We start from the raw sequence: 24858 nt of genomic DNA, 5'->3' as shown, positions 1-24858 counted from the left end.
ATGACGTCAAGGATACGCGTTGCCGTGGTCGACGACCACCCTCTGTTTCGCGAAGGCGTGACCCGGAGCCTGTCGGAGATCGAGGGGTTTGAGATCGTCGCCGAGGGCAGTTCGAAGGACGACGCGACCGGGATCGCGCAAAGCCTCGGACCGGATGTGATGCTCATGGATATCTCCATGCCGGGCGGCGGGCTGGAGGCGATACCGGCGATCCTGGAGGTCGCTCCGTCGCAGAAGATCATCATGCTCACGGTTTCCGAAGACGGAGATGACGTGACCACGGCGCTCGACCGGGGTGCCACCGGCTATGTGCTGAAGGGGGTCGGCGCCTCGGCGCTCGCCGAGGTCATTCGCACTGTCGCTTCGGGCGAGCGTTACGTGGCGCCGACCCTTTCGGCCAAGCTTTTGTCGACGAAGGGCCCGGCCCAGCCTGGAAAATCCGGTCTGGTCGCAACCCTGACGCCCCGCGAGAAAGAGGTTCTGCACCTGGTGGCCGCCGGCATGAGCAACAAGCATGTCGCCATCGAGCTGGACCTGCAGGAAAAGACCGTGAAGCATCACATGACGCAGATCATGACGAAGCTGGGGGTCGCAAACCGCACCGAAGCGGCAATGGTTCTGCGCGACGCGCGCGAGCTTTAGTCTCTAAGACCGACCGATACCGTCGCACCGCCGACGCCGATCGGCGGCGCGTGCTAATGCGCCAGGGTCTCCATGCGCTGCTTGTCGGCTGATGTCGCGCGGCGGTTGATGATCGTCCGTCCGCGGGCATCCTTCATGATGTAGCGCCCCTTCCTGACTTGCTCGGTTATGCCGCCCTTGTGACGGATACCGGTTTCGCCATCGTCGGTGGCGTCTTCATTGGCACGGGAGGCCTTGGAGTTTCCGCCGGAACGGGTTTCGTTGGAATTCCCGTTTCCATTGCCGTTGCCACCGCCATTGCCGCCACCGCCGTTCCCGTTCCCTCCGCCATTACCACCACCATTCCCACCGCCGTTGCCGCCGCCATTATTGCCGTTCTTGGCGAGGGCGACCGTCTCGGTCATCGACAGACCTGCGCGGGTCAGATCGAGCTTGTAGGGAAGGGTCGTCACCAACAGGATCGCGGGCCAGAAGAATGCAGCAAGAAAAATCCGGCGATTGGGCATTTCAGTCCTCTGGCGATGTCGCGGCACAGGGTGGGCACGCTCCGGCGGATACCGGCAAGTTCGACTTTGCTCATGGCCGGCATGGCCAGTCAACGCGCGTCTGCGCCGGTTACGCTTTCCCAGACCTTTCCCCGGCGACGGCCGGACAATCGTCGGATTCCCTTAGGACCAAAGTCGGGTTCCATGCGTCGTCGTTTGGCGGCTGTGGCCTGCGCTCTTGCCGAGCAGCGACCGTGGCGTGACGGGTAGTCAGGCGATGGCGCGATTGAAATTGTCATGCACGCCGTTGCATCGTTTCATTTGGCCATATTCTCGACATCGAGATCGTTGACGTCTCCGGCAGGCTGGGACCACCCGGCGCTCATCGAGCGCCCGCTCCTGCACCTCTTCGGAGGCCCGGGGACGGGCGTTTTGCGCCTTTTGAAAGATCAACACTTGTCACACGACAAATCGACCGGGCACGTCAAGAAACGCATCGTGCTGCATTTTCCGGGCTTCGAGCCGCTGGATGCCGTCAAGCATCAGGCGCGCTACAAGCGATCGGCGGTCAAGACGGCGAGACTTCAGGATTTCGATGTTCAGGTCGGGCAGGTGGAGAGCGAGGGACCCGGCCGCTATTTCGACGTGGATAGCCAGGGCGCCGACTGGCAGACGGCCAGCCGCGTCTACATCTTCGATCACGACGAGATCGTCCGACGCCTGAATGGCCGGGGCACGCTGCATCGAATGGTCGCGGGCTACCTGAGCGCCCTGCGCGTCGTCTGGGAAGGCGGCGCATTCGGCTACTTCCGGCATGCCTGGCGGTTCGGCCTGTTCTTTCTCTTTCCGTTCCTGCTGGTGGCAATTGGCGTCGCGGGGAGCGTGTTGATCGGCACCGCCCCCTACTGGCTTGCGCTTGAATCATCGCTTCTCGTCCTGAGCGCGATCGTCGCCTACCTGGTCTTTTTCAAGCTGTTTCTCCCCTGGTCGGAGCGGTGGCATACCCTGCATCTCTTTTCCGACTGGGAGCTGGCGGTTGCCGTTGCGCGTCTGGAAAAACCATATTTAAAGCAATGGGTTGAAGACAGCCTGGCATCCGCGCGGGCCGCGCTCAACGAACCGGCCGACGAGTACGTCATCAGCTCTCACAGCATGGGCTCCAGCATCGCCACCCAAGTGATCGGCGCCCTGGTGGAGCGGGAGCCAGGCCTCTTTGCCGGAAAACGCATCGTCTTCGTCACGCTCGGCGGCGCGATCCTGCAATGTGCGCTGCTGCGCTCAGCCGAAGTGTTGCGCGCGCGCGTCGGCGCCATCGCCCGGGTGAAGGATATCTTCTGGTTCGACGTCCAGTGCCTGACCGACGCGATCAATTTCTACAGATGCCAGGTGGTGGCGCTTGCCGGACACGGCGATGCGCCCCAGCCGCCCATCGTTTTCATCCGGCTCAAGCATATGCTGTCACCGGAGCGCTATGGCCGGATCAAGCGCGACTTCCTGCGTGTGCACCGCCAATACGTGCTCGATGCCGACGTTCGCGCGCCCTTCGATTTTACGATGATGACGGCCGGGCCGCTCCCGGCCGCCTCATTCGCCAACGCGGCCTGAAGGCAAACAGTCCTGTCGGGGCAGGGCTGTTGCTTGCCGCTCACGTACTCAGCACCGAGAGACCGCTCTCCCGGTCGAACAGGTGCAAGCCGTTTGGCTCGATTGTGAAGGATACGGCTTCCCCCGGCCTGGGGCAGCCGCTGGCCTTGACCAGTGCGCCAATTTCCTTGCCGGCAAACAGAAAGGTCACGAGCGCGTCGTTACCATGAAACTCGACCAGGTCGGCGATGCCCTCGATACGATTGAGCCCGCTTTCCGCCGGCGCCAGGTCGGCGGGACGTATGCCCAGCACTAGCGTCTGGCCATGGCGAAGCGTGAACCTGTCGTCCGAGATCGCGAAGCTGCCGCCCGCACTGCGCAACAGCCAGCCGCCTTCGGTCTTTTCGGCCGTCACGTCGATGAAATTCATGTTGGGTGTGCCGATAAAGCCGGCGACGAAGAGCGTGCGCGGGCGTTCGTATATCTCGGCGGGCGTTCCGACCTGCTCGATCGCGCCACCCTTCATCAGGACGATCCGGTCGGCAAGTGTCATCGCCTCCAACTGGTCGTGGGTCACATAGATCGTCGTGGTCTTTAGCTTCTGGTGCAGCCGGGCGATCTCGACCCGCATGTGATTGCGCAGCTTCGCGTCGAGATTGGAGAGCGGCTCGTCGAAGAGGAAGACCCGCGGCGTCTTGATCATCGCGCGGGCGATAGCGACGCGCTGTTGCTGCCCGCCGGACAGCTCGGTCGGCTTGCGGGCGAGATAGGGCTCGAGGCCGAGCGTTGCCGAAACAGCGCGAATCCGCGTATCGATCTCCGCCTTCGGCACCTTCATGCGCTTCAGTCCGAAAGCGATGTTGTCGTAGATCGTCATGTGTGGGTAGAGCGCATAGTTCTGGAAGACCATGGCGACGCCGCGGTCGCGAGGCGGCAGGTCGTTGACCGCCCGCCCGCCGATCGAGACGATGCCGCCGGATATGTCTTCGAGACCGGCAATCATGCGCAGCAGCGTGGACTTGCCGCAGCCGGATGGACCGAGAAACACGATGAATTCATGATCGGCGACATCGAGGTTGAAATCCTTGATGACATCAACGGCGCCGTATTGCTTGTCGACATTGGAGCAGACGATGTTCGCCATGGCTCAATCCTTCCCACTGTCCATGCGGATCTGTAGTTTGATATCAGTCGGTCGGGCGGATGCGGCCCGCTCGAATGCCCTGATGCTGTCTTCGAAGCGGAAGGTTTCAGTGATCAGCGGCTTCAGATCGACCTTGCCGGACGCGATCAATTGCAGGGCGCGGTCGAAGATGTTGGCGTAACGAAACACCGTTTCGATCCGGACTTCCTTGGAGATTGCGCCCGGAACGTCGAATTGTACCGGTTCGACCGGCAGGCCCACCAGAACCACGGCACCGCCCGGGCGGACCAGATCGAATATCCCGGAAAAGGCCTTGGCGCTGCCGCTCGCCTCGAAGACGAGATCGGCGCCCCAGCCGCCGGTTTCCGCGGCGATGACATCGGCAAAAGGCCGCTCGGCGATGTTGACCGGGATGATGCCCGGATACTGAGCGGCGATCGCCAGCTTCTCCGCGCTGAAATCGGAGATGAAGACACGGCTGCAGCCACCGGCAAGGCCTGCGAGCGCCACCATGATGCCGATCGGCCCGCAGCCGATCACCGCGGCGACATCGCCCGGTGCAATCCGCGCGCGGGCGGCTGCCTGCATGCCGATGGCGAACGGTTCGACCATCGCGCCTTCGGCAAAGGAGATGTTGTCGGGAAGCTTGTAGGTGAAGGCGGCGGGATGGACTGCGAAGGGAGCGAGCACGCCATGAACCGGCGGCGTTGCCCAGAACCGCACCTTGGGATCGACATTGTAGATGCCGAGTTTGGAAGCCCGGGAGGTCAGTTCTGGAACACCCGGCTCCATGCAGACCCGGTCGCCGACGTCGAGCGTTTCGACATTGCTTCCGACCGCGACGACGGTGCCGGCCGCCTCATGACCGAGCACCATCGGTTCGCGCACCACATAGGGGCCGATGGCGCCGTGGGTGTAGTAGTGCACGTCGCTGCCGCAGACGCCGACCGTGTCGATGGCGATCTTGACATCATCGGGACCAAGTTCCAGCGGGAGATCGATCTCCCGGATTGCGAGCTTGCCTTTTTGCTCGAGGACCAACGCTTGCATGAAGGATTTCCTTGTTTTTCCAGTCTTGGGATTCATTGGGTCTTGCGCTTGAAGGCGCTGTTGAGCATGCCACTTAGAACCCCGATGAAGAGCAGCGGCGGGATGGAGAGCAGCACGACGGAGGCGTTGAGGATGCCCCAGGGCACGTCGCGACCGAGTTGCGTCAGCTCCGAGGCGACGATCGGCAACGTCTTGGCGTCGGACGTCGTCAGCATCAGCGCAATCAGGAATTCGTTCCAGACGAGCACGAAGGCAAAGGCGACCGCTCCGATCAGCGACCGAAGGGCAATCGGCAGCGCGATAAGGAAGAAGATCGCATAAGGACCGTAGCCATCGACGCGGGCAGCCTCCTCGACTTCCTTCGGCACTCGCGCAAAGGCCGGGACGCTCAGCCAGATGATGGTCGCGAGCGTCAGCAGCGAATAGGTGACGATCATCGACAGGCGGGTGTCATAGAGGCCGAAATCGAGCCAGATCACCATCAGCGGAATGGCGATCGCGACCGGCGGCAGGAAGCGCAGCGACAGAACGAAGAACTGAATGTCGCGGGACCAGCGGTTGGGATAGCGCGCGATCGCATAGGCGGCGGGCAGGCCGAGAGTGGCACCGATCAGCACCGCAGCGCCCGATATCAGCAGCGAATTGACGAGGCCGGCAAAGACGCTTTCGCGGCCGAGCACATAGGCGAAGTTGTCGAGCGTCGGCTCGAAGAAGAAGAGCGGGGTCGGTGTCACGATGTCGACCCGGTTCTTGAAGGCATTGAGCGCGGTCCAGAACATTGGAAACACGGCAGAGAAGGCGGCGGCGGCAAGGATGAGCCGGCCAATGAAGCGGCCAAGGGCGTGGGCGGTCATCACTGAACCCTCTTCCAGATGAAGGTGAAGGCGATCGAGGTGGCGATCATCATCAGAACCGCCATGCTGGAGGCGTAGGAAATCCGGCCGGACTCGATGAAGCCTTGCGAGAAGGCGTACATGTCGAGCGTTTCGGTCGCGATGCCGGGGCCGCCGCGGGTCATGACGTAGATCAGGTCGAAGGCGCGCAGCGACTCGATCATCTTGACGAAGGCAAGCGAGATCAGCGGCGCCTTCAGCATCGGCAGCGCGATGAAGGCATAGATCTCCCATGTGCGGGCATGGTCGAGCTTTGCTGCCTCGAAGGGTTGCGGTGGCAGCGTTTCCAGGAGCTTCAGCACGATGACGGCGAAGAACAGGCCCCATTGCCAGACATCGACCAATGCGACTGTCGCAAGTGCAGTCGCCGGATTGGACAGGAGATCGAGTGGCTGACCGATGATTGCCTTGTAGGGATAGGTGGCGATGCCATAGAGCGGATGGAAGGCGAACTTCCAGACGAAGGCGGCCGAAACGCGTGGCAGGATCACCGGTACCAGAAACAGGAGCGCCAGCAGGTTGCGCGTTCGCGGCGAGACGCATTCGAACAGCAGAATGCCAAGGCCGACGGCGATGGCGAGCGTCATGCCGACGGTCACGGCTTCCCAGGTCAGGGAGACGCCGATCGCATTGATGAAGCGGCGGTCCGAGAAAAGGTCGATATAATTGGCGAAACCGACGAAGCTGCCGTCCGGACGGCTGAGTTCCCGGTTTTGGAACGATATGTAGATCGCATAGGCCGTCGGCACGAGGGCGAGAACGGCAAGGATGCCCATGGCCGGGGTGAGGAACACCGCCGGCAGGCTGTTTTTCTGCTTCATGTGATCAGTCCTACGGCTGGGCTTTGAACGCCCCCGATGGTGCGGGCCACCGGCGGCTTTGCCGGCCGATGGCCCTTGGGAGGAACCGGCTTACTGGCTGCGGGCAACCAGGTCTTTGGCGAAGCCGTCGAGTTCGTCGAGGCCTTCCTTGATGTCGGTGCGCGTTCCGGTGATCAGCTCCTCGAGGATGATGCCCCAGCGGTCGCCAAGATCAGGCCATTGCGGGTTCTGCCAGAAGTTGACGGCGGTGACCTTGCCGGTATCAGCAAGCGCCTGGCCGAGATCGGGGCCGTAGAGCTCGGCGAATTTCGGGCTGGTCATGATGCTGGTGCGATTGAGTTCGCTGAACTGTCCGGCTTCGAGCCGCCGGGCCTCGTTTTCCTTCGAGGTCGCCCAAGCTACGAACAGACCGGCGCAGGCCTTGGAGGCCTCATCCTTGTTGGCCTTCATGCCGATTGCCAGACCATGGCCGTAGCCGCCGCCCGTCAACGGTGCCGGAGGCGGCAGGTAGCCGACCTTGCCGGCCACCTTCGAGGACTTCGGATCGATCGCCATGCCGACGAGCGGGGTGGATTCGATCAGCATCGCCACCTGGCCGGAGGTAAAAGCACCAACCGCCTCGTCCCAGCCGCCGGTCTGGCTGCCCGGTGCCGAGTACTTGAAGAGTTCGAGATAGGTCTCGGTCGCCTTGACCGCCTGTTCGCCGTCAAAGACCGGCGTCTTGCCGTCGAACCAGTTGCCGCCGAAGCCCTTGAAGAATGGCATCCAGCGCCAGACATTGGCGCCCGAGCCGCGCTGGCCGCGAAGGGCTGTGCCGTAGATACCCTGGTCGGGCTGATTGAGCTTCTTCACTGCGGCAACATATTCGTCGAGCGTCTTCGGCGGCGTAATGCCGGCCGCCTCAAGCAGGTCCTTGCGGTAGACCATGAGGTCCCCGCCGCCAGTGACCGGCGCAAACCAGACCTTGCCGTCATAGGTCGCGACCTTCTCGCGGCCCGGATCGAAATCGGCGTAGTCGTAGTCGGCAGGATAATAGTCCATCAGCGGCGCGACCCAGCCGGCCGACGCAAATAGCGCCACATTTGCCTCGTCGATGTAATAGACGTTGTACTTGCCGATGGTCGAGGCGTCCGCCTTGGTCTTGGCGCGGCGGTCGTTTTCGTTGAGATAGTCGATCTCAAAGGATGCGCCGCCCGAGAGCTTCTCGAATTCGGACTTGTAGTCTTCGAGCAGCGTCAGGCCGTCGCGCGGCTGGGCGAGCACCTTGATCGTGCCGGAGCATTCGGCAGCGACCGCAACAGTCGTCAGGCCGGTGGAAAGAAGGCATGCGAAGGCGATGCTCGAAACGAGCGTTTTGGCTTTTTTCATTGTGAAAAGACCTCCCCAGGTCTGCGATGCGCGCCGGATACTCCTCAGATCCAGTGCGTTTTCCTCATAGCGAACCGTTTCGCTGGGTTCGATGATAGGCCTTACGCTCTGCCGAACTAGCGTGCGCGATGCGGCAATTCTGTACTTTCTTGCAGAAAATTGCCAGATGCCAGCCGTTTGCAGCGCAGCAAACGCAAGGATTCATTGCCTGGGTGGGTGAAACGCGCCTAAGAACGGGAAGTACGACGCTGGCCCGTCAGCCGCCTGTAGGCCGAAGGCGTCATCTTGTGCTGGCGCAGGAAGGTGCGATTGAAATTGGAGATGTTGAGGTAGCCGACCTCGAAGCAGATGTCGGTGATCGGCACGTCGGTTTCGGCAAGCAGCTTGCACGCCTGCCAGATGCGCAGCTTGTTGACGTGGTCGGTAAAGGTGTTGCCGGTATTCTTCTTGAAGAAACGGGAAAAGGCCGTTTCGCTCATGCCGGCCTGCCGGGCAAGATCGGCAAGATGAATGTCGGTGGCGATGTTCTCGTAGATGAAGGCCAGAGCGCCGCGCAGCACGTCAAGCGATTGTTGGTCGAGTTCTGGCGCGAATTCCGGCGAGGAGAGCAACTCGTATTCTTCGGTGTTGACCAGCAGATCGAGCAGCTGGATGAACAGCGAGAAGCGCGAGAGCCCTTTCAGGCTGCCCATACGTTCGATCAGATCGGCGCCCTTGGCGCGGGCTTCGCCATGAAACACCAGGCCGCGCTCGGCGCGGGCGAAGAAGGCCTCGAGCTCGGCAAATTCCGGTAGGGCGTCGGTGATCTCGCGCATGCGATCCGGGTGGAACTGCATGACGATGTCACGGCCTTCGATAATCTCATAGGGTTCGGTAACCGTTACCCAGTCATGCGGCAGGTTGCTGCCGATGACGGTGAGATAACCCGGACCGAACTGGCCGATATGATCACCGACGAAGGCAAGGCCCGAGGCCTTGCGGATGAGATGGATTTCGATCTCCGGATGGAAGTTCCAGACGTTCCGTTCCCAGGGATAGTTGTCGAGACGCCATAGGAACGTCTCGTTGACGCCGGTGACGATGTGCTCGAAGGTCGGCGGGTTGGTTGCGAGCGAAGCGGGCTTTGCCGGCGCGCGTTTTGAGCCTCGCGCCGTACTCATCGCCTGACCCTCCTTCGCGCCGTGTCGATCGGTCGTCTCCTTTGGAGAAGGAGCGGCTGCCTATTGCACCCAAGCCGCCCCGTTTTCCGGACTATGTCAGGCGCGTTCGGCCCAGATCTTGGCGAGCTCGACCAGCGTCTTTACGCTGCGCTCCATGTCCTGGCGGCTGACCCATTCGAGCGGCGAATGGAAGGCGTGGCCGCCGGCGAAGAGGTTGGCCGAAGGCAGACCCATGAAGGAGAGCCGCGAACCGTCGGTGCCGCCGCGGATGCTGCCGCGCACCGGCTGCATGCCGGCCCGGCGGATCGCCTCGATGGCGTTTTCGACGATCTCCGGATGGCGGTCGAGGATGGCCTTCATGTTGCGGTACTGCTGCTTGACCTCGAAACTGTAGGTGGAGCCCGGATAGGCCTTCATCACGTCCTTGACGATGCCTTCGAGCATGGCTTCCTTCGAGGCAAGGCCCGCCTCGTCGAAGTCGCGCACGATGAGGCCGAGCTGCGCCCTGTCCATCGAGCCGGTCACGCCGGTCGGATGCACGAAGCCGTCGCGGCCCTCGGTGCCCTCGGGCGAAACCTCCCGCGGCAGCCGGCTAATGATGTTGCCGGCGATCTTGATGGCGTTCTCCATCTTGTCCTTGGCAAAGCCCGGGTGGATGGCGACGCCCTGAATGACGATCTCGACGCCATCGGCGGAAAAGGTCTCGTCCTCGATATGGCCGGCGGTTTCGCCATCGACCGTATAGCAGAATTGGGCCCCAAGCTTCTTCAAGTCGACCTTGTCGACGCCGCGGCCGATCTCTTCGTCGGTGGTGAAGAGCAGCTTGATCGTGCCGTGCTTGATTTCGGGATTGTCGACGAGAACTTGAGCGGCCGCGACGATCTCGGCAAGCCCGGCCTTGTCGTCGGCGCCGAGCAGCGTCGTGCCGTCGGTCGTGACGATGTCATTGCCGATCTGGTCGTTGAGAACCGGGTGGTCGGCGACGCGGATTACCTGCTGCGGATCTCCCGTGAGCCTGATATCGCCGCCCTGGTAGTTGCTGACGATCTGCGGCTTGACGTTCGTGCCGGTGAAATCCGGCGCCGTGTCCATGTGCGAGCACCAGCAGATGACCGGCACCGGCTTGTCCACGTTCGAAGGAATGGTGGCATAGACGTAGCCGTTTTCATCGAGATGGGCGTCGGCAAGGCCGATCGTCAGCAGTTCCTCGACGAGCCCGCGACCGAGGTTCTTCTGCTTTTCCGTCGACGGCTGCGTCTTCGACCTCGCGTCGGACTGGGTGTCGATGACGACATAACGAAGGAAGCGGTCGAGAACGGTATCGGTCATGGCGGGAATCCAATGCTGGTGGGCGTCAGACCGCTATACCCCCAGACCGAGACGAGGGAAAGTCGTGACCGCCCAACGCATGCGGTTGGTCGTGGCCTGACTGGCTCCTCCGGTCGCGGCGCAGACGATGCCGATCAGTAGATTTTTCCAGCCGTCGTCTCGGTCTCGCCTCTGGTACCCTTGAACTCCGCTGCCAGCTTCGACGTGGCGCCGACCAGCAGGCCGACATCGTTGCCGACCGCCACAAAGGTCGCGCCGAGTTCTAGGTAGCGGCGGGTAAGGGCCTGATCGGAGGTCAGGATACCGGCCGCCTTGCCGTGCGACTGGATGCGAAAGAGCGCCGCCTCGACTGCTTGTTGTACCTCCGGCGCACCGGGCTTGCCGAGGAAGCCCATGTCGGCGGCAAGATCCGCCGGGCCGATGAAGACACCGTCGACGCCTTTGGTCGTGGCGATCTCGTCGAGCGCGGCAAGGCCGGCCCGGCTTTCGATCTGCACGAGCAGGCAGATCTCGTCATTGGCGGTCTGCAGATAGTCGGGAATACGGTTGAAGGCCGATGCCCGGGCAAGGGCGGCACCGACTCCACGCACGCCATGGGGCGGATAACGCACGGCGCGCACCAGGGCGCAGGCCTGTTCGGCGCTTTCGACCATCGGCACCAGCAGCGTCTGCGCGCCGATGTCGAGGATCTGCTTGATCATCCAGGTCTCGCCGATCGGCGGCCGGACGATGGCGTGGCTTGGCGATGCGGCGAGCGCCTGGAGCTGTGCCGCCAGAAGCGGCACGTCGTTCGGCGCATGCTCGGCGTCAAGCAGCAGCCAGTCGAACCCGGCGCCGCCGCAGATCTCGGCCGTATAGGGATTGGCGAGCGCCAGCCAGAGGCCGATCTGCGGACGCTTGTCAGTGAGGGCCTGTTTGAACGGATTGCGCGGAGCGGGCATGGGCGTTCCTATTCGAAGAAGCAGCTGACGGTGCCGGACGGGCCGAAGTCGGCGACGATGGTGTCGCCATGGCGGGCCTCGACCGGGCGGATGAAGGAGCCGGCAAGCACGATCTGGCCGGCCTCGATACGGTCGCCGTAGAGCGCCAGGCGATTGGCGAGCCAGGCGATGCCGCGGGCCGGGTGGTTGAGCACGCCGGCGCCCAGTCCTGTCTCTTCGACCTCGGCATTGCGCGAGACGATCGCGCCCATCCAGCGCATGTCGATCGCATCGGGCCGCATCTGTCTTCCGCCAAGCACGATGCCGGCATTGGCGGCGTTGTCGGAGATGGTATCGACGATCGTGCGCGCCTTCTTCGTTTCCGGATCGACGCGCAGGATCCGCGTATCGAGGATTTCGAGCGCCGGCGTCACGTAATCGGTGGCGTTCAACACGTCGAAGACGGTGACATTGGGGCCGGAAAGCGGCGCCTTCATCACGAAGGCGATCTCGGCCTCGATGCGCGGCTGAATGAAACGATTGCCCGGAATGCGCGCGCCGTCCTCAAACAGCATGTCATCGAAGAGCACGCCGGAATCGGGGATGTCGATGTTGAGCGCATATTGCATCGCCTTCGAGGTCAAGCCGATCTTCCAGCCGATCACCCGGCGTCCAGCGGCGATCTTCTTCTTCACCCAGGCGGCCTGCACCGCATAGGCGTCGTCCATGGTCATGTCGGGATGCTGGAGCGACAGCAGTCCGGTCTGGACGCGCTCGCGTTCGGCGATGTCGAGTGCCGTCGCGGCTGACTCGATCTGGTTCTTGTCGAGCATGGGTCAGGCCTCGTCGGCAACTGGGTTGATGAGCGTGCCGATGCCTTGGGCCTCGACCTCGACGATGTCGCCAGGCTTCAGCCAGATTGGCGGATCGAAACGGGCACCGGCGCCAGTCGGCGTGCCGGTGACGATGACGTCGCCGGGCACCAGCGTCGTGAAGGTAGAGACGTAATTGATGATCTTGCGGAAGGAGAAGATCATCCGGCTGGTGCGGTCTTGCTGGCGAACCTCGCCGTTCACGCGGGTTTCCAGCTTGATGTCGGCAAGCTGGGCCTCGTCGGTGAATGGCACCAGCCAAGGACCGATCGAGCCGGTGCGGTCGAAGTTCTTGCCCTGGGTGACGTTGAACTTGGCATGGCGCACCCAGTCGCGGATCGTGCCTTCGTTTGAGAGCGAAAGCGAGGCGACGTGGTCGAGCGCCGTCGCCTCGGGGATACGACGACCGCCCTTGCCGATGACGATGACGATCTCGCCTTCATAATCGAGTTGTGCGCTTTCCGGCGGGCGGATCAGCGGCTGCCCGTGTCCGGTGAAGGAGCGCGGGAAACGGATGAACAGCGACGGGTTGGAGGGTGCCACCTGCCCGTCCTTGTATTCCTCATTGCGGTCCGGAAAATTGACGCCGACGCAAATGATCTTTTCCGGTGCCGGTATAGGGATCTCGTAGCGGATATCGTCGAGCGAAATGTCCGCCGGCAGTCCGGCCGCTTCGTCGGCAAGCCGGGTAAGGGCACCGGCTTCGATCACCTCGCGCAGCGTCGGAAAGGTCGATCCATATCGTGTGCTAAGGTCGATCAATCCATTGCCGGAAACGAGGCCGTAGCCCCGCCTGTTTCCGGCCGAAAAGGTGACGAAACGGGGAGGTGTCATCGGGAAGCCTTCGTTTTTTCGTGTTGTCCGTCGAGCGCGGCGGCGACCTCGACAATGACCTCGAACGCCGTCTCGGCATCCTCTTGCGTCATGTCGAACTGGCCCGCCTGGAAACGGATCGCCACGCGACCATCGACGCGCGTCTGGGTCAGGTAGATGCGGCCGTCATCGTTGATCGCGTTGACCAAAGCGATGGTGTGGGCGTCCGGATCCCCTTCGCTCAGATGGCGGAACGAAAACAGCGACAGCATCGGTGCGGTCACGATCTCGAAATCCCGGTGCTCGGCCAGCCGCTCCGCCAGTTGCCGGGACCAGCGCACGTGGTTGCGGATCATCGTCTGCAGGCCTTCGAGACCATGGAAGCGCAGCAGGAACCAAAGTTTCAGAGCCCGGAAACGCCGGCCGAGCGGGATCGTCCATTCGGAATAGTTGATGATACCGTCGCGCCCGTGCGTCTTCAGATATTCCGGCTGGATCGCCAACGTCTTCACCAGATCATCGGGACTGCGGATGAAATGCGCCGAGCAGTCGAACTGCGCGCCCAGCCACTTGTGCGGATTGAAGACGACGGAGTCAGCGTTTTCGACGCCGGCCCAGAGTTCGCGAAACTCCTCGCAGATCATCGCGGCACCGGCCCAGGCGGCATCGACATGGACGTAGAGACCGTGCGCATGGGCGACCCGCACGACCTCGGCGATGTCGTCGCAGGCACCCGTGCTTGTGCCTCCGGTGCAGGCGATCACGCCCGCCGGCACGAGGCCTGCTGCCTTGTCGCGGAGGATCGCCGCTTCGAGCGCCTGGCAGTCCATCGCCCGCCGCGGCCCGTTCGCCGGGATACGCACGAGGTTCTCCTCGCCGATCCCCGAGACCCAGATCGCCCGGTCGATCGAGGTGTGAACCTGATCGGAGGAATAGATGCGAAGCTGCTGCTGGCTGGCGAGGCCCTTCTTGTTGCCGTTCCACCCGAGCGCCTTCTCGCGCATGACAAGCACGGCCGAGAGTGTCGCCGAGGACGCCGAATCCTGGATCACACCGGAGAAGCCCTCGGGCAGTCCGATCGCCTGGCGCAGCCAGTCGAGGACCTTGGTCTCGAGCTCGGTCGCCGCCGGCGAGGTCTGCCAGAGCATGCACTGCGCCGCCATGGCGGTGACGAGGTATTCGGCGACGACGGAGACGGGTGCCGCGTTCGCCGGGAAATAGGCGAAGAAACGCGGATGCTGCCAATGGGTCATGCCAGGCAGGATAATCTTTTCGAAGTCCTCGAAGATCGCCTGCATGTCCTCGCCGGTCCGCGGCGGCTGCGCCGGGATCTGGGCGGCAATTGCCCCCGGTGCCGTCTGCGCCCGCACGGGGCGGTCACGCAGCGAGGCGCGATAGTCCGCACCCCATTTCGCCGCCTTCAGCGACCATTCGGTGAAACTCTTCTCGTCCATTTTCTACTCCCGTTCGATGCGAGGCCCTTACCCGATCCACTCGCCAAACGTCACGGCGCGACGATCGGTTGGGCTTTCAGTATCGAGTCCCTCGCCTCGGCACCGGCAAAGGCGCTGCCTTCCTCGAACCAGGATTTCGGTGCCGGCGCGCCCCAGAGCGTCTGGCGCTGCGGGTCCTTCAGGTCCCACTTGATCGGTTCCAGATCCGGATCGACGGTCTGGTAGTCGGAGCAGTAGATCTCGATGCGGTGTCCATCAGGGTCGCGGACATAGAGGAAGAAGGCGTTGGAAATGCCGTGGCGGCCGGGGCCGCGTTCGATATTGGCGAGCCAACCGGAGGTCGACATCAGGTCGAGCAGGTCGATGATGTTGAGCGGCGTCGGTACCCAGAAGGCGGTGTGGTGCAGGCGCGGGCCGCGGCCGTTGGTAAAGGCGATGTCGTGCACGCCGCCCTTGCGATGGGTCCAGGCGGCCCAGAGACGTCCCGTCTCCTCGTCGGCCGTGTATTCCGTTACCCGGAAGCCGATCTCGTTGTAGAAGGCGACCGCTTCGTCGACATCGGGCGAGAAGCAGTTGAAGTGGTCGATGCGCAGCGGTTTGACGCCGCGGTAGAGCGTGTATTTCTGGTGGATTGGCGGCAGGCGGTCCATCTTCGAATAGAATTCGAGCGGGATGCCCTGCGGGTCACGGGTGCGAAAGGTGCGTGACTGGTAGGGGCGTTCGATCCACTCGACAGGCAATTCTTTCGCTTTGAAGAAATGCGCGGCCTTTTCGAGATCCTCGTCGCCAAAGACCTTGAAGCCGAGGTCGCGAGCCTCTGCGCTCGACGCCATCTTCAGAATGATGCAGTGGTGGCCGCGTTCCTCCATGGCCCTCAGATAGATCGTGTCCGCCGTCTCGTCGGTGACCTGCAGGCCCAGCACGTCGACATAGAAGGCGCGTGATTTGGCGAGATCGGTGACGGCGAGCTCCACATGGCTCAGCCGCACGATGTTGAAGGGCGGGTAGAGGTTGGGTTTCGGCAAGGGCATTGATGTCTCCTCCAGATTTTTTTGCCAGCGCGCTCAGCCGCCGAGCTTGGCGATCGCGTGCGCCGAGCTGGCAAAGGCGATGTTCTTGGTTTCCATGTAAAAATCGAACGACCAGTCGCCGCCGTCGCGGCCAATGCCCGAGCTCTTGACGCCGCCGAACGGCGTCGGCAGGTGGCGCACATTCTCCGAGTTCACCCAGATCATCCCGGCCTCCAGATGATCGGTGAAGCGGAACGCGCGGGTGACGTCGGAGGTCCAGAGATAGCCGGTCAGGCCGTATTGCGTGTCGTTGGCAAGCGCCAGCGCCTCCGCCTCGTCCTTGAACGGGATCGCCGTCAGCACCGGCCCGAAGATTTCTTCCTGGGCAATGCGCATGCCGTTATTGGCGCCGGTAAAGAGCGTCGGGGTCACATAGCAGCCACCGCCCGGACCGTCGAATTTCTCGCCGCCGGCAGCAATGGTTGCACCCTCCTCGCGGCCGATTCGGATATAGTCGAGCACCTTCTTCTCATGCACGGGGTGAATGAGCGGGCCGACGACGGTCTCGGGGTCAAGCGGATGACCGACCTTGATGCGTTTGGCCTTCTCGGCGACGAGCGCGGTGAACCGGTCATAGATGCTGTCTTCGACCAAAAGGCGCGAGGACGAGGTGCAGCGTTCGCCGTTCAGCGAATAGATCATGAAGACGGCGGCGTCGGCCGCGCGTTCGAGATCGGCATCGGCAAAGACGATCACCGGGTTCTTGCCGCCGAGTTCGAAATGGACGCGCTTCAGCGTCTCGGCACCCTGCTTCATGATCATCGAGCCGGTGCGGCTTTCACCGACGAAGCCGATCGCCTTGATATCGGGGTGCTCGGTCAGCGCCCGGCCGGCGTCTTCGCCGAAACCGTTGACCAGGTTCCAGACACCTTTCGGCAGCCCGGCCTCCTCGGCGATCTCCACCAGCAGCCGTGCGGTCAGCGGCGAGAACTCCGCCGGCTTGTGGACGACCGTGCAGCCGGCGGCGAGCGCCGGGGCGATCTTCCAGGTCGACAGCATGAAGGGCGTGTTCCAGGGCGTGATGATGCCGACTGGGCCGATCGGCACGCGCGTCGTCATGTTGATCTGGTTGCCGCCGCGCAGCATCTTGCCGTCGCGTGCCTCCGGCGCCCGGTCGGCAAAGAAGCGGAAGTTTTCCGCACCGCGCAGCGCCGCCTTGGCCATGAACTTCAGCGATTGTCCGGTATCCACGCACTCGACGAAGGCGATCTCCTCGGAGCGCGCGACGATCGCATCGGCAATTTTATGCAGGAGCTTCTTGCGCGCATCGCCGGGCATGGACGCCCATTCGGCGAAGGTTGCTTTCGCGGCCTTGGCGGCGCGGTCGATGTCTGCAGCCCTGCCGCGCGCGATCTTTGCCAGCGGTTTCAGGTCGATGGGCGAGATGGTCTCGAAAGTCTCGCCATCAAGCGAGGGAAGGGCTTCACCGTTGATGTGGTTGAGCACGCCTTCGCGTCTGAAGCGGGCAAGATAGCGTTCCGCCTTGGCGAGGTTTTCGGCGAGCTTGGACATGATGGTCTCCGATGCTGGCGCAGACTTCGCCGCGCACTGCTGTGTTTTTGTGGGTGGGCCGCGCTCAGCCGTTGGAGGCGCGCAGCCTGGGGTGAATGGCGTTCTTCTTCCAGCTCAGCTCCGGATCGATATCGCGGATCTCCAGGCTGAGGGCGAAATGCGGCGTCGAGAAGAGCGTCGAGAGTTCTTCGCTGACGGCCTTGAAAATCGCGTCGCCGGTCGCCTTCTTCTCCGCTTCCGTGCGGCCGCGGCCGATGCGGAAGGACAGGTCGATGAAGCCGTTTTCCGGCAGGAGGTCGGCGATCGCATAGTCGCGGCTCTGGATCGTGCGCACCCTGATGGCGCCAAGCTCGAAGAGGCCGGTGCCGAGGATGGTCGCGTGCACCGTGCGGCACAGCTTGGCAAAGTCGACGCGAGTGTCGAGGTTACCGGAATATTCGATTGTCAGATGCGGCATCTTTCCTCCCGATGCGCTCTCATATATTTAACACGTTAACGAAATTGCCGGCATTGTCAAGCAGCCCGTTTCCCGCAGCTGCGCCTGCCGATTGCAGAACGAAAGAAAATGTCCGATAGAACGCCTATGAGCCGCGAAAAGCCTCCCACCGACCTGGGCCACGACGCCCTTTTGCCGCACAACACGCGCCGTTCGCTGCCGATCGCGCTTCTGCGCGCACGCGAAGCCGTCATGGCGCATTTTCGACCGATGCTGGCGCGTCACGATATTACCGAGCAACAATGGCGGGTGATCCGCATTCTCGCCGAAGCCGGCCGGGTCGATGCGTCCGAGATGGCCGACAAGGCCTTCATCCTGGCGCCAAGCCTGACGCGCATCATCCGCTCGCTCGAGGAGCGCGGCCTGATCACCAAGCATAAGGACGCCGACGACGGCCGGCGCGTTCTGCTCGAGATCGCGCCCGAGGGCATGCGGGTGATCGCCGACGTCAGCCCGGAAAGCCGCGCGATCTACGAGGAGCTCGAAGCTCGCTACGGCCACGAGCGCGTCGAAGTCCTGCTCGATATGCTGGACGAACTCGCCAGTCTCAACGACTGAGTGCTTCGACGGCGCCCTGATCATCGAACCCCCAGTTCTTCCGCAAGCGCCACCGTCTCGTCGGCATATCGCAGGACGCGGTCGCGCGCCGCGGGCAACTCCGGCCGCGAGGCAAACCAGCCGATATAGGTGAGGCTGCGAAGCACGAGGAACAGCGGCAGGCAGGAAAACGCTTCGTCCGGCAGGGCGCGGCGGCTTCGATAGCCTGAGATCAGCACAGCCTCGATCGTCTCATATGCCGGCTCGCGCCGGTTTTTCAGGAGTGCGGTCGCGATGTCGAAGAGGCGAAAGCCGTAGCCGGCATCGTCGAAATCGATGACGGTCACGCCGTTCTCGGCAACGAGCACGTTCTCCCGAACGAGATCGGCATGGATCAGCCCAAAATCCTGCGCCGGAGTCGGCATCGTTGCCAGGCGCCGCCGGAGATCATGGCGCAACGCCGAAAGTGCTCTTGTCTGCGCCGAAGACAAGCCGTCGCAGTCCCAGAACCGTCCCCAGAGCGGCCGCTCGCCGAGCAGTCCTTCCGCATCCCAGGCGGGGCGCCAGAATCCCTCCGGCGACGTCCAGCGGTCGGCGAGATTGTGCATCTCGGCCATGGTGGCGCCGAGTGCCGAGAAGATCGCGCCGAGCTTTTCGGGTGTGTGGGACAGCGGCTTTCCGCTTTCGCCGAGCGTCTGTCCGTCCATCCAGCCGATGATATCGGCGTGCTGCGCGGCAAACGCTTCATCTTCCGGCAGGGCAACAAGCAGGCATCCGTCCGCCGTTGCGATCGGCCGCGGCACCGCGAGACCGGCATCGCCGAGTGCTGCCATCCATTGCAGTTCCGAGCGAAGGGCCGCTTCGCCGTGATAGCCGGCGCGGTGCAGCCGCAGCGCCGCCGACCGACCATCGGGGAGGCATACGCGAAACACCGCGTTTTCCCGGTATTTCAGGAGTTCCGGCCGTTGGTCGGCGACGCCCCAGTGCGAGAGCGCCTGGCAGGCCCGCCTGTCGAGCGCGGCGCGAAATTGCGGAGGCAGGTCGGCGATCATCGTCGGCTCACAGACCCGAGAGCACGTCGTCGAGCGTCGACAGCATGACGTCGGCATTCTCGCGGGTAAACGGCATCGGCGGCCGGATTTTCGTCGTGCATTGGTGGACGCCAAGCTTGCCCATCAGCACGCCTCGCCCTCGCATGCCGTTGATCACCTTTGTCGCGAGACCGCTCGCCGGTGTTTTCTCGCTGCGATCGGTGACGAGTTCCGCACCGAAGAACAGGCCGCTGCCCCTGATGTCGCCGATCACGTCATGTTTGTCCGCAAGCCGCGCGAGACCCGCCTTGGCGTAAGCGCCCACGGCAGCGGCGTTCTCGATGAGCTTCTCACTTTCGATCACATCGAGCACCGCCATGGCGGCAGCGCAGGATACGGGGTTGCCGCCGAAGGTGTTGAAGTAGCGAAACGCCTTGCGGAAGGCGTTGAGCGTGTCGGCGCCGGCAACCACGCCGCCGATCGGATGGCCATTGCCCATCGGTTTTCCGAGCGTGACGATATCGGGCACGATGCCGGCCTTCTGGTGTCCCCACATATGGCCGCCGGTACGGCCGAAGCCCGGCTGGACCTCGTCGGCAATGACGAGGCCGCCGGCTTTTCTGACCGCGGCGACAGCCCCGTCGAGAAATTCCCATGGCAACTCCGGAAAGCCCTCATTGGCGAAGAAGGGGTCGATGATCAGCGCCGAGAAGCCGTGCGGGCTCTGCTCAAGCGAGGCGATCGCTTCTTCGACCTTGGCGGTGAAGGCCGCAGCGAATGCGTCACCCGGCTCGCCGCCGAGCGGTCGGTAGCTGTCGGGTGCTGGCACGTGGCGCACGTGGCCGCCGAAGCCGCCGACTGGCGGCATTCGGGTCGAAAGCTGCGACACGGCCGCGGTGTTGCCGTGATAGGTGTGGTCGGTGGCAATCACCCCGGTTTTGCCGGTCACGGCTTGAGCCATGCGCAGCGCCACGTCATTCGCCTCGCTGCCGGTGCAGGTGAGGATCGCCGCGTCGAGGCTCTTGTCGAAGGTCGCGGTCAGCCGCTCGACATAGTCGAGAATGCCTTCGTGCAGATAGCGGGTGTGGGTGTTGAGGGTTGAGGCCTGCCGGGCGATCGCCTCGGTCACCCGCGGATGGCAATGGCCGACATGCGGCACGTTGTTGTAGCAGTCGAGATAGCGGCGGCCATCGGCGTCGAAGAGCCAGACGCCTTCGCCGCGCACCAGATGGACCGGCTCCTCGTAGAACAGCGACATGTTGCGCCCGAGCAGCCGCTCGCGGCGCGCGATCAGATCCGCGTTGCCTGTCATGGTTTATCCCCGTGCGGCGGTGAGGCCGGCGTCCAGCGCCGTCAGAATACGGGCGACATCGCCGGCGGTGATGACGAGTGGCGGCGAGAGGATGACATTGGCGCCCGAGGTTCGCACCATGACGCCGGCGTCATAGGTCACGTCCTGGACCTTCTGCACCACATCCTTCGCCGCAGCGGTCTTCTTCTCGCGGTCCGAGACCAGTTCGAGCGCGCACATCAGACCCTTGCCACGCACGTCGCCGATCAGTTCGTGCCGCTCCTTCAGCGCTTCGAGACCGGCGATGAGTTCCTCGCCGCGGGCACCGGCATTCGCCGCCACGTTCTGCTTGCGCGTCTCCTTCAGCGTTGCGAGTGCTGCCGCAGCACCGACCGGATGGCCGGAGTAGGTGTAACCATGGCCGATCGATCCGGCAGCCGTCTTGTTGCTTTCGAAAGCCTCGGCCACCTTGTCGGCGATCATCACTGCGCCGAAGGGATAGTAGCCATTGGTGATCGCCTTCGCGGTCGACATGAAGTCTGGCTTCACGCCCCAGAGACGTGAGCCGGTCCAGGCGCCGGCGCGGCCGAAGGCGGTGATCACCTCGTCGGCAATCAGCAGAATGCCGTGGCGGTCGCAGATCTCGCGCATCAGCGGCATGAAGGTCTCGTGCGGCACGATCACGCCGCCGGCGCCAAGCACCGGCTCCATGATCAGCGCCGCGATGGTGTCTGCGCCCTGAAAGGCGATCTCGTCCTCGAAGAGTCGCGCGATCGACTTGGCGATGACAGCGCCGTCGGTCGTGTCGAACGGGTTGCGATAGGTATAGGGCGCCGGCAGATGATAGACGCCGGGCAGCAGCGGCTCGTAGTTGCGACGGAAATTGGCATTGCCGTTGACCGAGGCGCCGCCGAAATGGGTGCCGTGATAGCCCTTCTTCAAGGCGACGAACTTGGTGCGCTCCGGCTGGCCGTTGAGCTTGTGGTATTGGCGGGCGAGACGCAGGCAGGTCTCGACCGAATCCGAGCCCCCCGAGGTGAAGAACGAGCGCGTCAGCCCGTCCTCGCGGAACCATTCAGCGAGCTCGTAGGACAGCTCGATCAGCGGCGAATTGGTGGTGCCGCGAAAGGTCGAATAATAGGGCAGGTCGTCGAGCTGGCGGCGGATCGCCTCCTTCACCGGTTCACAGGAATAGCCGAGATTGACGTTCCAGAGACCGCCGACCGCGTCGAGCACCTTCTTGCCGTGAATGTCGACGATCTCGACGCCCTCGCCGGCATTGATGATGCGCGGCGGCGTCGCCTGCATCTCGGCCGGATGCGCCATCGGATGCCAGAGGTGGCGGGCGTTGTTCTCGATGAGGAAGTTGGTTTCGCGCATGCTCATGCTCCTGTCAGTTCGAGGCCGAGCATCTGAAGCGCTCTGGCATAGCTTTCTGCGGGGCGGGTGACGTCGAAATGGACGTGAGGCAGGCCGACGGCCCGCGCACCCTCGATGTTCTTCAACTGGTCATCCACGAAGACGCAGGCTTCGCGCGACAAACTGAGCTGGCTCAGCACCAGTTCGTAAGCGCGCGGATCGGGCTTCAGGATGTTGGTGTAGGTGGCGTCGACGATAATCTCGAAGAGCTCGATCAGCGGGAAACGCTCGCGGAACGCGACGCCATAGAAGAGGTCGAGTTCGTTGGAGAGGATCGCGAGGCGGATGCCGGCCCTGTGAGCGGCAAGGATCGCGTCGCGTGCCTCGGGCCTGAGCACCAGCTCCGGTTCGGCCCCGCGCGCCCGCTGCACGAAGGTCTTCATGTCGCTCCAGTCTTCGTCGAGCAACTGTCCAATCTCGCGCGTGCGTGTCGTCCAGTAGTCCCGTTCGGTGATCTCGCGCCGCTGCATGGCGGCCCAGAGCGGGTCGGTCGCCGGATCGAAGGGGCCGCGCCACGTGAGCGTGCCCGGCGCAAGGCCAAGTGTGCGCTCGGTGACGTCGTGGGTCTCGAATAGCGTTCGGGTGACGACGCCGCCGAAGTCGAGGATCAATGCCTTGTCGGTCATGTTCTTCGTCATGGCCGACCCTCGGGCACGATGCCGCGCGACACCCAGTCGTCGAAGATCGCAAGTGCTGCTTTCGAGAATTCCGGGGCGTTGATGTGGCTGTCGACCTCAAGCAGCGCGACGCCTGACGGGATCGACCGGCGCATCTCGTCGATGAAGGCGTCGAGCGCCTCCGGTTCGAAGAGCGGCTCGTCGGGCTGATCCCACTCCTGAATCCCCTTGAGCGGCAGGATGAAGGCGACTTCGGCGCCGGTGCCGGCCAGTTTGCCGCCGATGACGCGAGCGATCTCGCGCCGCCCTTGGACTGACGTGGTGACCGAGCCGAGCAGCCGGTTGTGGGCGTGATAGGGGCGGTCGGCGAAGGCTTGCGGAACAGGCTGCCAGGCGGGCAGGTCGACCATGTCGACGGCGCCGGGCGCGACGATCTGGGGGATGCCGGCTCGCCCGGCATTTTCAAGCCGGTCCGGCCCTGAGGTGACGACCGTTCCGTGATGGTGGTTGCTGACCTCCTGGATGCAGAAGTCGAAGACGGCCGTGAAACCCTTCTCGGCCGCGATCGCCTCGAAAGCGCGCCCGCCCATGCCGGTCGAATGGAAGACGGCGACGTCGTAGCCGCGGCGCTCGAGTTCGGGTTTCAGGTATTTCATGTATTTGAGGCAGCTCGATCCCAGCGAGGTCATGCCGATCAGCGGCCGCGATCCATCCGGCTTTGTACCGAACCGCGCAGCACCGACGACCGCGCCGCAGGCCTGGGAGAGCACCGAGCGGCAGATGCCGTTGAGACCATAGAGCCCGCCAGCCCAGAGGATCATCATCAGATCAGGCGCGATGCGCTCGGGCGGCAAGAGGTGCGAATAGGCAATCGTCGAGACGATGAATTTCGGCACGCCGAGTGGTAGCGCCGCGGCGACGTCGAGCGCCAGATCGGTGCCCATGGAGCCGCCGAGAATGATGACGCCATCGGCCTGGCCGGCCTCGTAGAGCGAACGGGTAAGGGCGGCGGCACCTGTTGCCATCAGCGCCATGGCGCTGTGTTCGTCGCCGCTGGATGCGATGGCCGCGATCGAGACGCCGGCTGCTTCGGCAATGTCGTGGCGCGAGTAATCAGGCTGATAGGGCGGGTCGCCGAGAATGCTGACATCCATCATCACAGGCAGTCCGCCGGCTTCGCGGATGACGGACGCCATGAACTGGAGTTCGTCGCATTTGGTGTCTCCCGTACCCACGACCAGGATATTGGGGAGACGGTTCATTGCATTCATCAGCCGGCCCTCCTTGCCAGCGGATCGGCAGCAACCTGCTCCAACCCGAAAAGTCTTTCGGAAATGCGTCTTGCCGCAGCCATAGCGGCGCGCCCCATCTGTTCCACCGTCTCCTTGTCGGCACGCGTTGCAGGTGCGGCGATAGCGATGGCGCCGACCGGCGTTGTGCCGGGCGCACGGATCGGGGCGGCGACGCTGACGACGCCGGTCTCAAGCCCGTGATGGCAGATCGAGTAGCCACGCCGGAGCGTCTCGCCGAGCGTCTGGCGGAGTGCGGCCGGATCCGTCAGCGTGTGGTCGGTGAAGGCCTGGAGCGGCGCCGACAGGGCCGCGTCGATCTCCTTCTGCGGGCAGAAGGCGAGAAAGCCGAGGCCGGATGCGGTCGCGTGGAAGGGCAGGATGCTGCCGACGTCGACGATGACACGATGCGCCCGTTGCGAGTCCTCCACATGAATGGTCGAGAGGCGGCCGGCGGCGTATTCGGAGAGGTGGACGGTCTCGCCCGCAAGGCTTGCGAGTTCCCGCGCAAAAGGGGTCGCCACGCTCAGATAGGGAAAGCGCGCCTCGCGGATACGGGCGAGCCGCACCGGTGCACCGCCCAGCCGATAACGGCGCGTTTCCACGTCCTGCTCGACGAAGCCGTGTTTTTCCAGTTCGACGAGGAAGCGCCTGGCCGTCGCCTTGTCGAGCCCGCAGTGGCGGGCGATGTCGCTCAACCCCGCCTCTTTCTCAAGGCGCGAGATCGCGTCGAGCAAAGTCAGGGCCTTACCGATGGTGCTCATCCATTCCTCCGTTGTCGAGCGCCCCGTCAGTCCTCTTGCCTGTTCCCTCCTAAGGAGCGGTAGACCCGCTCTCCCGGTCGTTCTGGGTCGAGATACTTAACATGCGAAATAACTTGACAGGGCCAGATGCAATTTGCAAGTCTATATTTGAAGCTAAGGTTCAAATATTGAACCGAAAGACTTGCGCGGCAAAGACAAAAAGCAAGCCCCGCGCCTCAAGTCCGCTTCAGGGAGCAGCCGCCGGAGAGAAGGACCGGAGGCGAAAAGGCGTTCGCGCCAGCAAGGGGAGCCAAGACC

General features: G+C 63.4%; 24 protein-coding genes. 3 read left to right on the top strand and 21 right to left on the bottom strand.

The window, feature by feature from the left end:
* Positions 1-642 carry a response regulator transcription factor gene (locus tag IB277_RS28565; protein WP_034787767.1) on the top strand — a complete coding sequence of 214 codons (642 nt, stop codon included), beginning with the start codon at positions 1-3 and terminating at the stop codon, positions 640-642.
* 53 nt (positions 643-695) lie between these two features.
* On the opposite strand, the gene IB277_RS28560 is transcribed toward IB277_RS28565, so the two are convergent.
* Positions 696-1148 (bottom strand): hypothetical protein, encoded by a 453-nt coding sequence (locus IB277_RS28560; RefSeq protein WP_162727333.1) that lies wholly within the window; start codon positions 1146-1148, stop codon positions 696-698.
* A 276-nt stretch (positions 1149-1424) separates the two neighbouring features.
* Between IB277_RS28560 and IB277_RS28555 the strand changes: the two genes are divergently transcribed.
* Entirely contained in the window at positions 1425-2732 is a 1308-nt protein-coding gene (locus IB277_RS28555; protein WP_246812839.1) for a hypothetical protein, read from the top strand.
* A 40-nt stretch (positions 2733-2772) separates the two neighbouring features.
* On the opposite strand, the gene IB277_RS28550 is transcribed toward IB277_RS28555, so the two are convergent.
* The 14 genes from IB277_RS28550 to IB277_RS28485 all read right to left on the bottom strand — a co-directional run bounded on the left by IB277_RS28550 (position 2773) and on the right by IB277_RS28485 (position 17574).
* Entirely contained in the window at positions 2773-3855 is a 1083-nt protein-coding gene (locus IB277_RS28550) for an ABC transporter ATP-binding protein (RefSeq protein ID WP_060582299.1), read from the bottom strand.
* Positions 3856-3858: 3 nt separating this feature from the next.
* Positions 3859-4905 carry an NAD(P)-dependent alcohol dehydrogenase gene (locus tag IB277_RS28545; RefSeq protein ID WP_112984982.1) on the bottom strand — a complete coding sequence of 349 codons (1047 nt, stop codon included), beginning with the start codon at positions 4903-4905 and terminating at the stop codon, positions 3859-3861.
* 32 nt (positions 4906-4937) lie between these two features.
* Positions 4938-5759, bottom strand: coding sequence for a carbohydrate ABC transporter permease (locus IB277_RS28540; RefSeq protein WP_034787776.1), 822 nt, complete (start codon positions 5757-5759; stop codon positions 4938-4940).
* Entirely contained in the window at positions 5759-6619 is an 861-nt protein-coding gene (locus IB277_RS28535) for a carbohydrate ABC transporter permease (protein WP_034787778.1), read from the bottom strand. The genes IB277_RS28540 and IB277_RS28535 overlap by 1 nt, the downstream gene beginning before the upstream one ends.
* 90 nt (positions 6620-6709) lie before the next feature.
* A complete protein-coding gene (locus tag IB277_RS28530; RefSeq protein WP_192356989.1) occupies positions 6710-7987 on the bottom strand; it encodes a sugar ABC transporter substrate-binding protein in 1278 nt (425 codons plus the stop codon).
* 227 nt (positions 7988-8214) lie between these two features.
* Positions 8215-9147: an AraC family transcriptional regulator gene (locus IB277_RS28525; protein WP_192372199.1), complete on the bottom strand. Its 933-nt coding sequence runs from the start codon at positions 9145-9147 to the stop codon at positions 8215-8217.
* 96 nt (positions 9148-9243) lie between these two features.
* Positions 9244-10476, bottom strand: coding sequence for a peptidase T (pepT, locus tag IB277_RS28520; RefSeq protein WP_192372197.1), 1233 nt, complete (start codon positions 10474-10476; stop codon positions 9244-9246).
* A gap of 134 nt (positions 10477-10610) precedes the next feature.
* Positions 10611-11417, bottom strand: coding sequence for a 4-hydroxy-2-oxoheptanedioate aldolase (gene hpaI, locus IB277_RS28515; protein WP_112984983.1), 807 nt, complete (start codon positions 11415-11417; stop codon positions 10611-10613).
* Between the two features lie 8 nt (positions 11418-11425).
* Positions 11426-12229 carry a 2-oxo-hept-4-ene-1,7-dioate hydratase gene (gene hpaH / locus IB277_RS28510; protein WP_034787788.1) on the bottom strand — a complete coding sequence of 268 codons (804 nt, stop codon included), beginning with the start codon at positions 12227-12229 and terminating at the stop codon, positions 11426-11428.
* A gap of 3 nt (positions 12230-12232) precedes the next feature.
* A complete protein-coding gene (locus tag IB277_RS28505) occupies positions 12233-13102 on the bottom strand; it encodes a fumarylacetoacetate hydrolase family protein (protein WP_060529317.1) in 870 nt (289 codons plus the stop codon).
* Entirely contained in the window at positions 13099-14535 is a 1437-nt protein-coding gene (locus IB277_RS28500; RefSeq protein WP_060582292.1) for a pyridoxal-dependent decarboxylase, read from the bottom strand. Before IB277_RS28500 ends, IB277_RS28505 begins: the two co-directional genes overlap by 4 nt.
* Positions 14536-14585: 50 nt before the next feature.
* Positions 14586-15566: a 3,4-dihydroxyphenylacetate 2,3-dioxygenase gene (hpaD, locus tag IB277_RS28495; RefSeq protein ID WP_112975284.1), complete on the bottom strand. Its 981-nt coding sequence runs from the start codon at positions 15564-15566 to the stop codon at positions 14586-14588.
* Between the two features lie 33 nt (positions 15567-15599).
* Positions 15600-17117: a 5-carboxymethyl-2-hydroxymuconate semialdehyde dehydrogenase gene (gene hpaE, locus IB277_RS28490; RefSeq protein WP_112975285.1), complete on the bottom strand. Its 1518-nt coding sequence runs from the start codon at positions 17115-17117 to the stop codon at positions 15600-15602.
* 64 nt (positions 17118-17181) lie between these two features.
* Positions 17182-17574 (bottom strand): 5-carboxymethyl-2-hydroxymuconate Delta-isomerase, encoded by a 393-nt coding sequence (locus IB277_RS28485; RefSeq protein WP_112975286.1) that lies wholly within the window; start codon positions 17572-17574, stop codon positions 17182-17184.
* A gap of 108 nt (positions 17575-17682) precedes the next feature.
* On the opposite strand from IB277_RS28485, the gene hpaR reads away from it, so the two are divergent.
* Positions 17683-18171 (top strand): homoprotocatechuate degradation operon regulator HpaR, encoded by a 489-nt coding sequence (gene hpaR, locus IB277_RS28480; protein WP_034787802.1) that lies wholly within the window; start codon positions 17683-17685, stop codon positions 18169-18171.
* 20 nt (positions 18172-18191) lie between these two features.
* On the opposite strand, the gene IB277_RS28475 is transcribed toward hpaR, so the two are convergent.
* From IB277_RS28475 to IB277_RS28450, 6 genes are read right to left on the bottom strand one after another with little or no spacing between them, the layout of a single operon-like run.
* Complete coding sequence (locus IB277_RS28475) at positions 18192-19202, bottom strand: phosphotransferase enzyme family protein (protein WP_112975287.1); 1011 nt, start codon at positions 19200-19202, stop codon at positions 18192-18194.
* 7 nt (positions 19203-19209) lie between these two features.
* Entirely contained in the window at positions 19210-20493 is a 1284-nt protein-coding gene (locus tag IB277_RS28470) for an aspartate aminotransferase family protein (protein WP_060517809.1), read from the bottom strand.
* Positions 20494-20496: 3 nt separating this feature from the next.
* A complete protein-coding gene (locus IB277_RS28465) occupies positions 20497-21852 on the bottom strand; it encodes an aspartate aminotransferase family protein (RefSeq protein ID WP_060582290.1) in 1356 nt (451 codons plus the stop codon).
* 2 nt (positions 21853-21854) lie between these two features.
* A complete protein-coding gene (locus IB277_RS28460; RefSeq protein ID WP_371813700.1) occupies positions 21855-22529 on the bottom strand; it encodes an HAD family hydrolase in 675 nt (224 codons plus the stop codon).
* Entirely contained in the window at positions 22526-23779 is a 1254-nt protein-coding gene (locus tag IB277_RS28455; protein WP_060582289.1) for a Tm-1-like ATP-binding domain-containing protein, read from the bottom strand. Before IB277_RS28455 ends, IB277_RS28460 begins: the two co-directional genes overlap by 4 nt.
* Positions 23779-24561: an IclR family transcriptional regulator gene (locus IB277_RS28450; RefSeq protein WP_060517815.1), complete on the bottom strand. Its 783-nt coding sequence runs from the start codon at positions 24559-24561 to the stop codon at positions 23779-23781. The genes IB277_RS28455 and IB277_RS28450 overlap by 1 nt, the downstream gene beginning before the upstream one ends.
* Between the last annotated feature and the right edge of the window lie 297 nt (positions 24562-24858).

The sequence above is a fragment of the Ensifer sp. ENS07 genome, assembly GCF_014852185.1.
Lineage (GTDB): Bacteria > Pseudomonadota > Alphaproteobacteria > Rhizobiales > Rhizobiaceae > Ensifer > Ensifer adhaerens.
The sequence above is the reverse complement of the archived record's forward strand: the minus strand, read 5'-3'. Positions and strand labels throughout refer to the sequence as shown.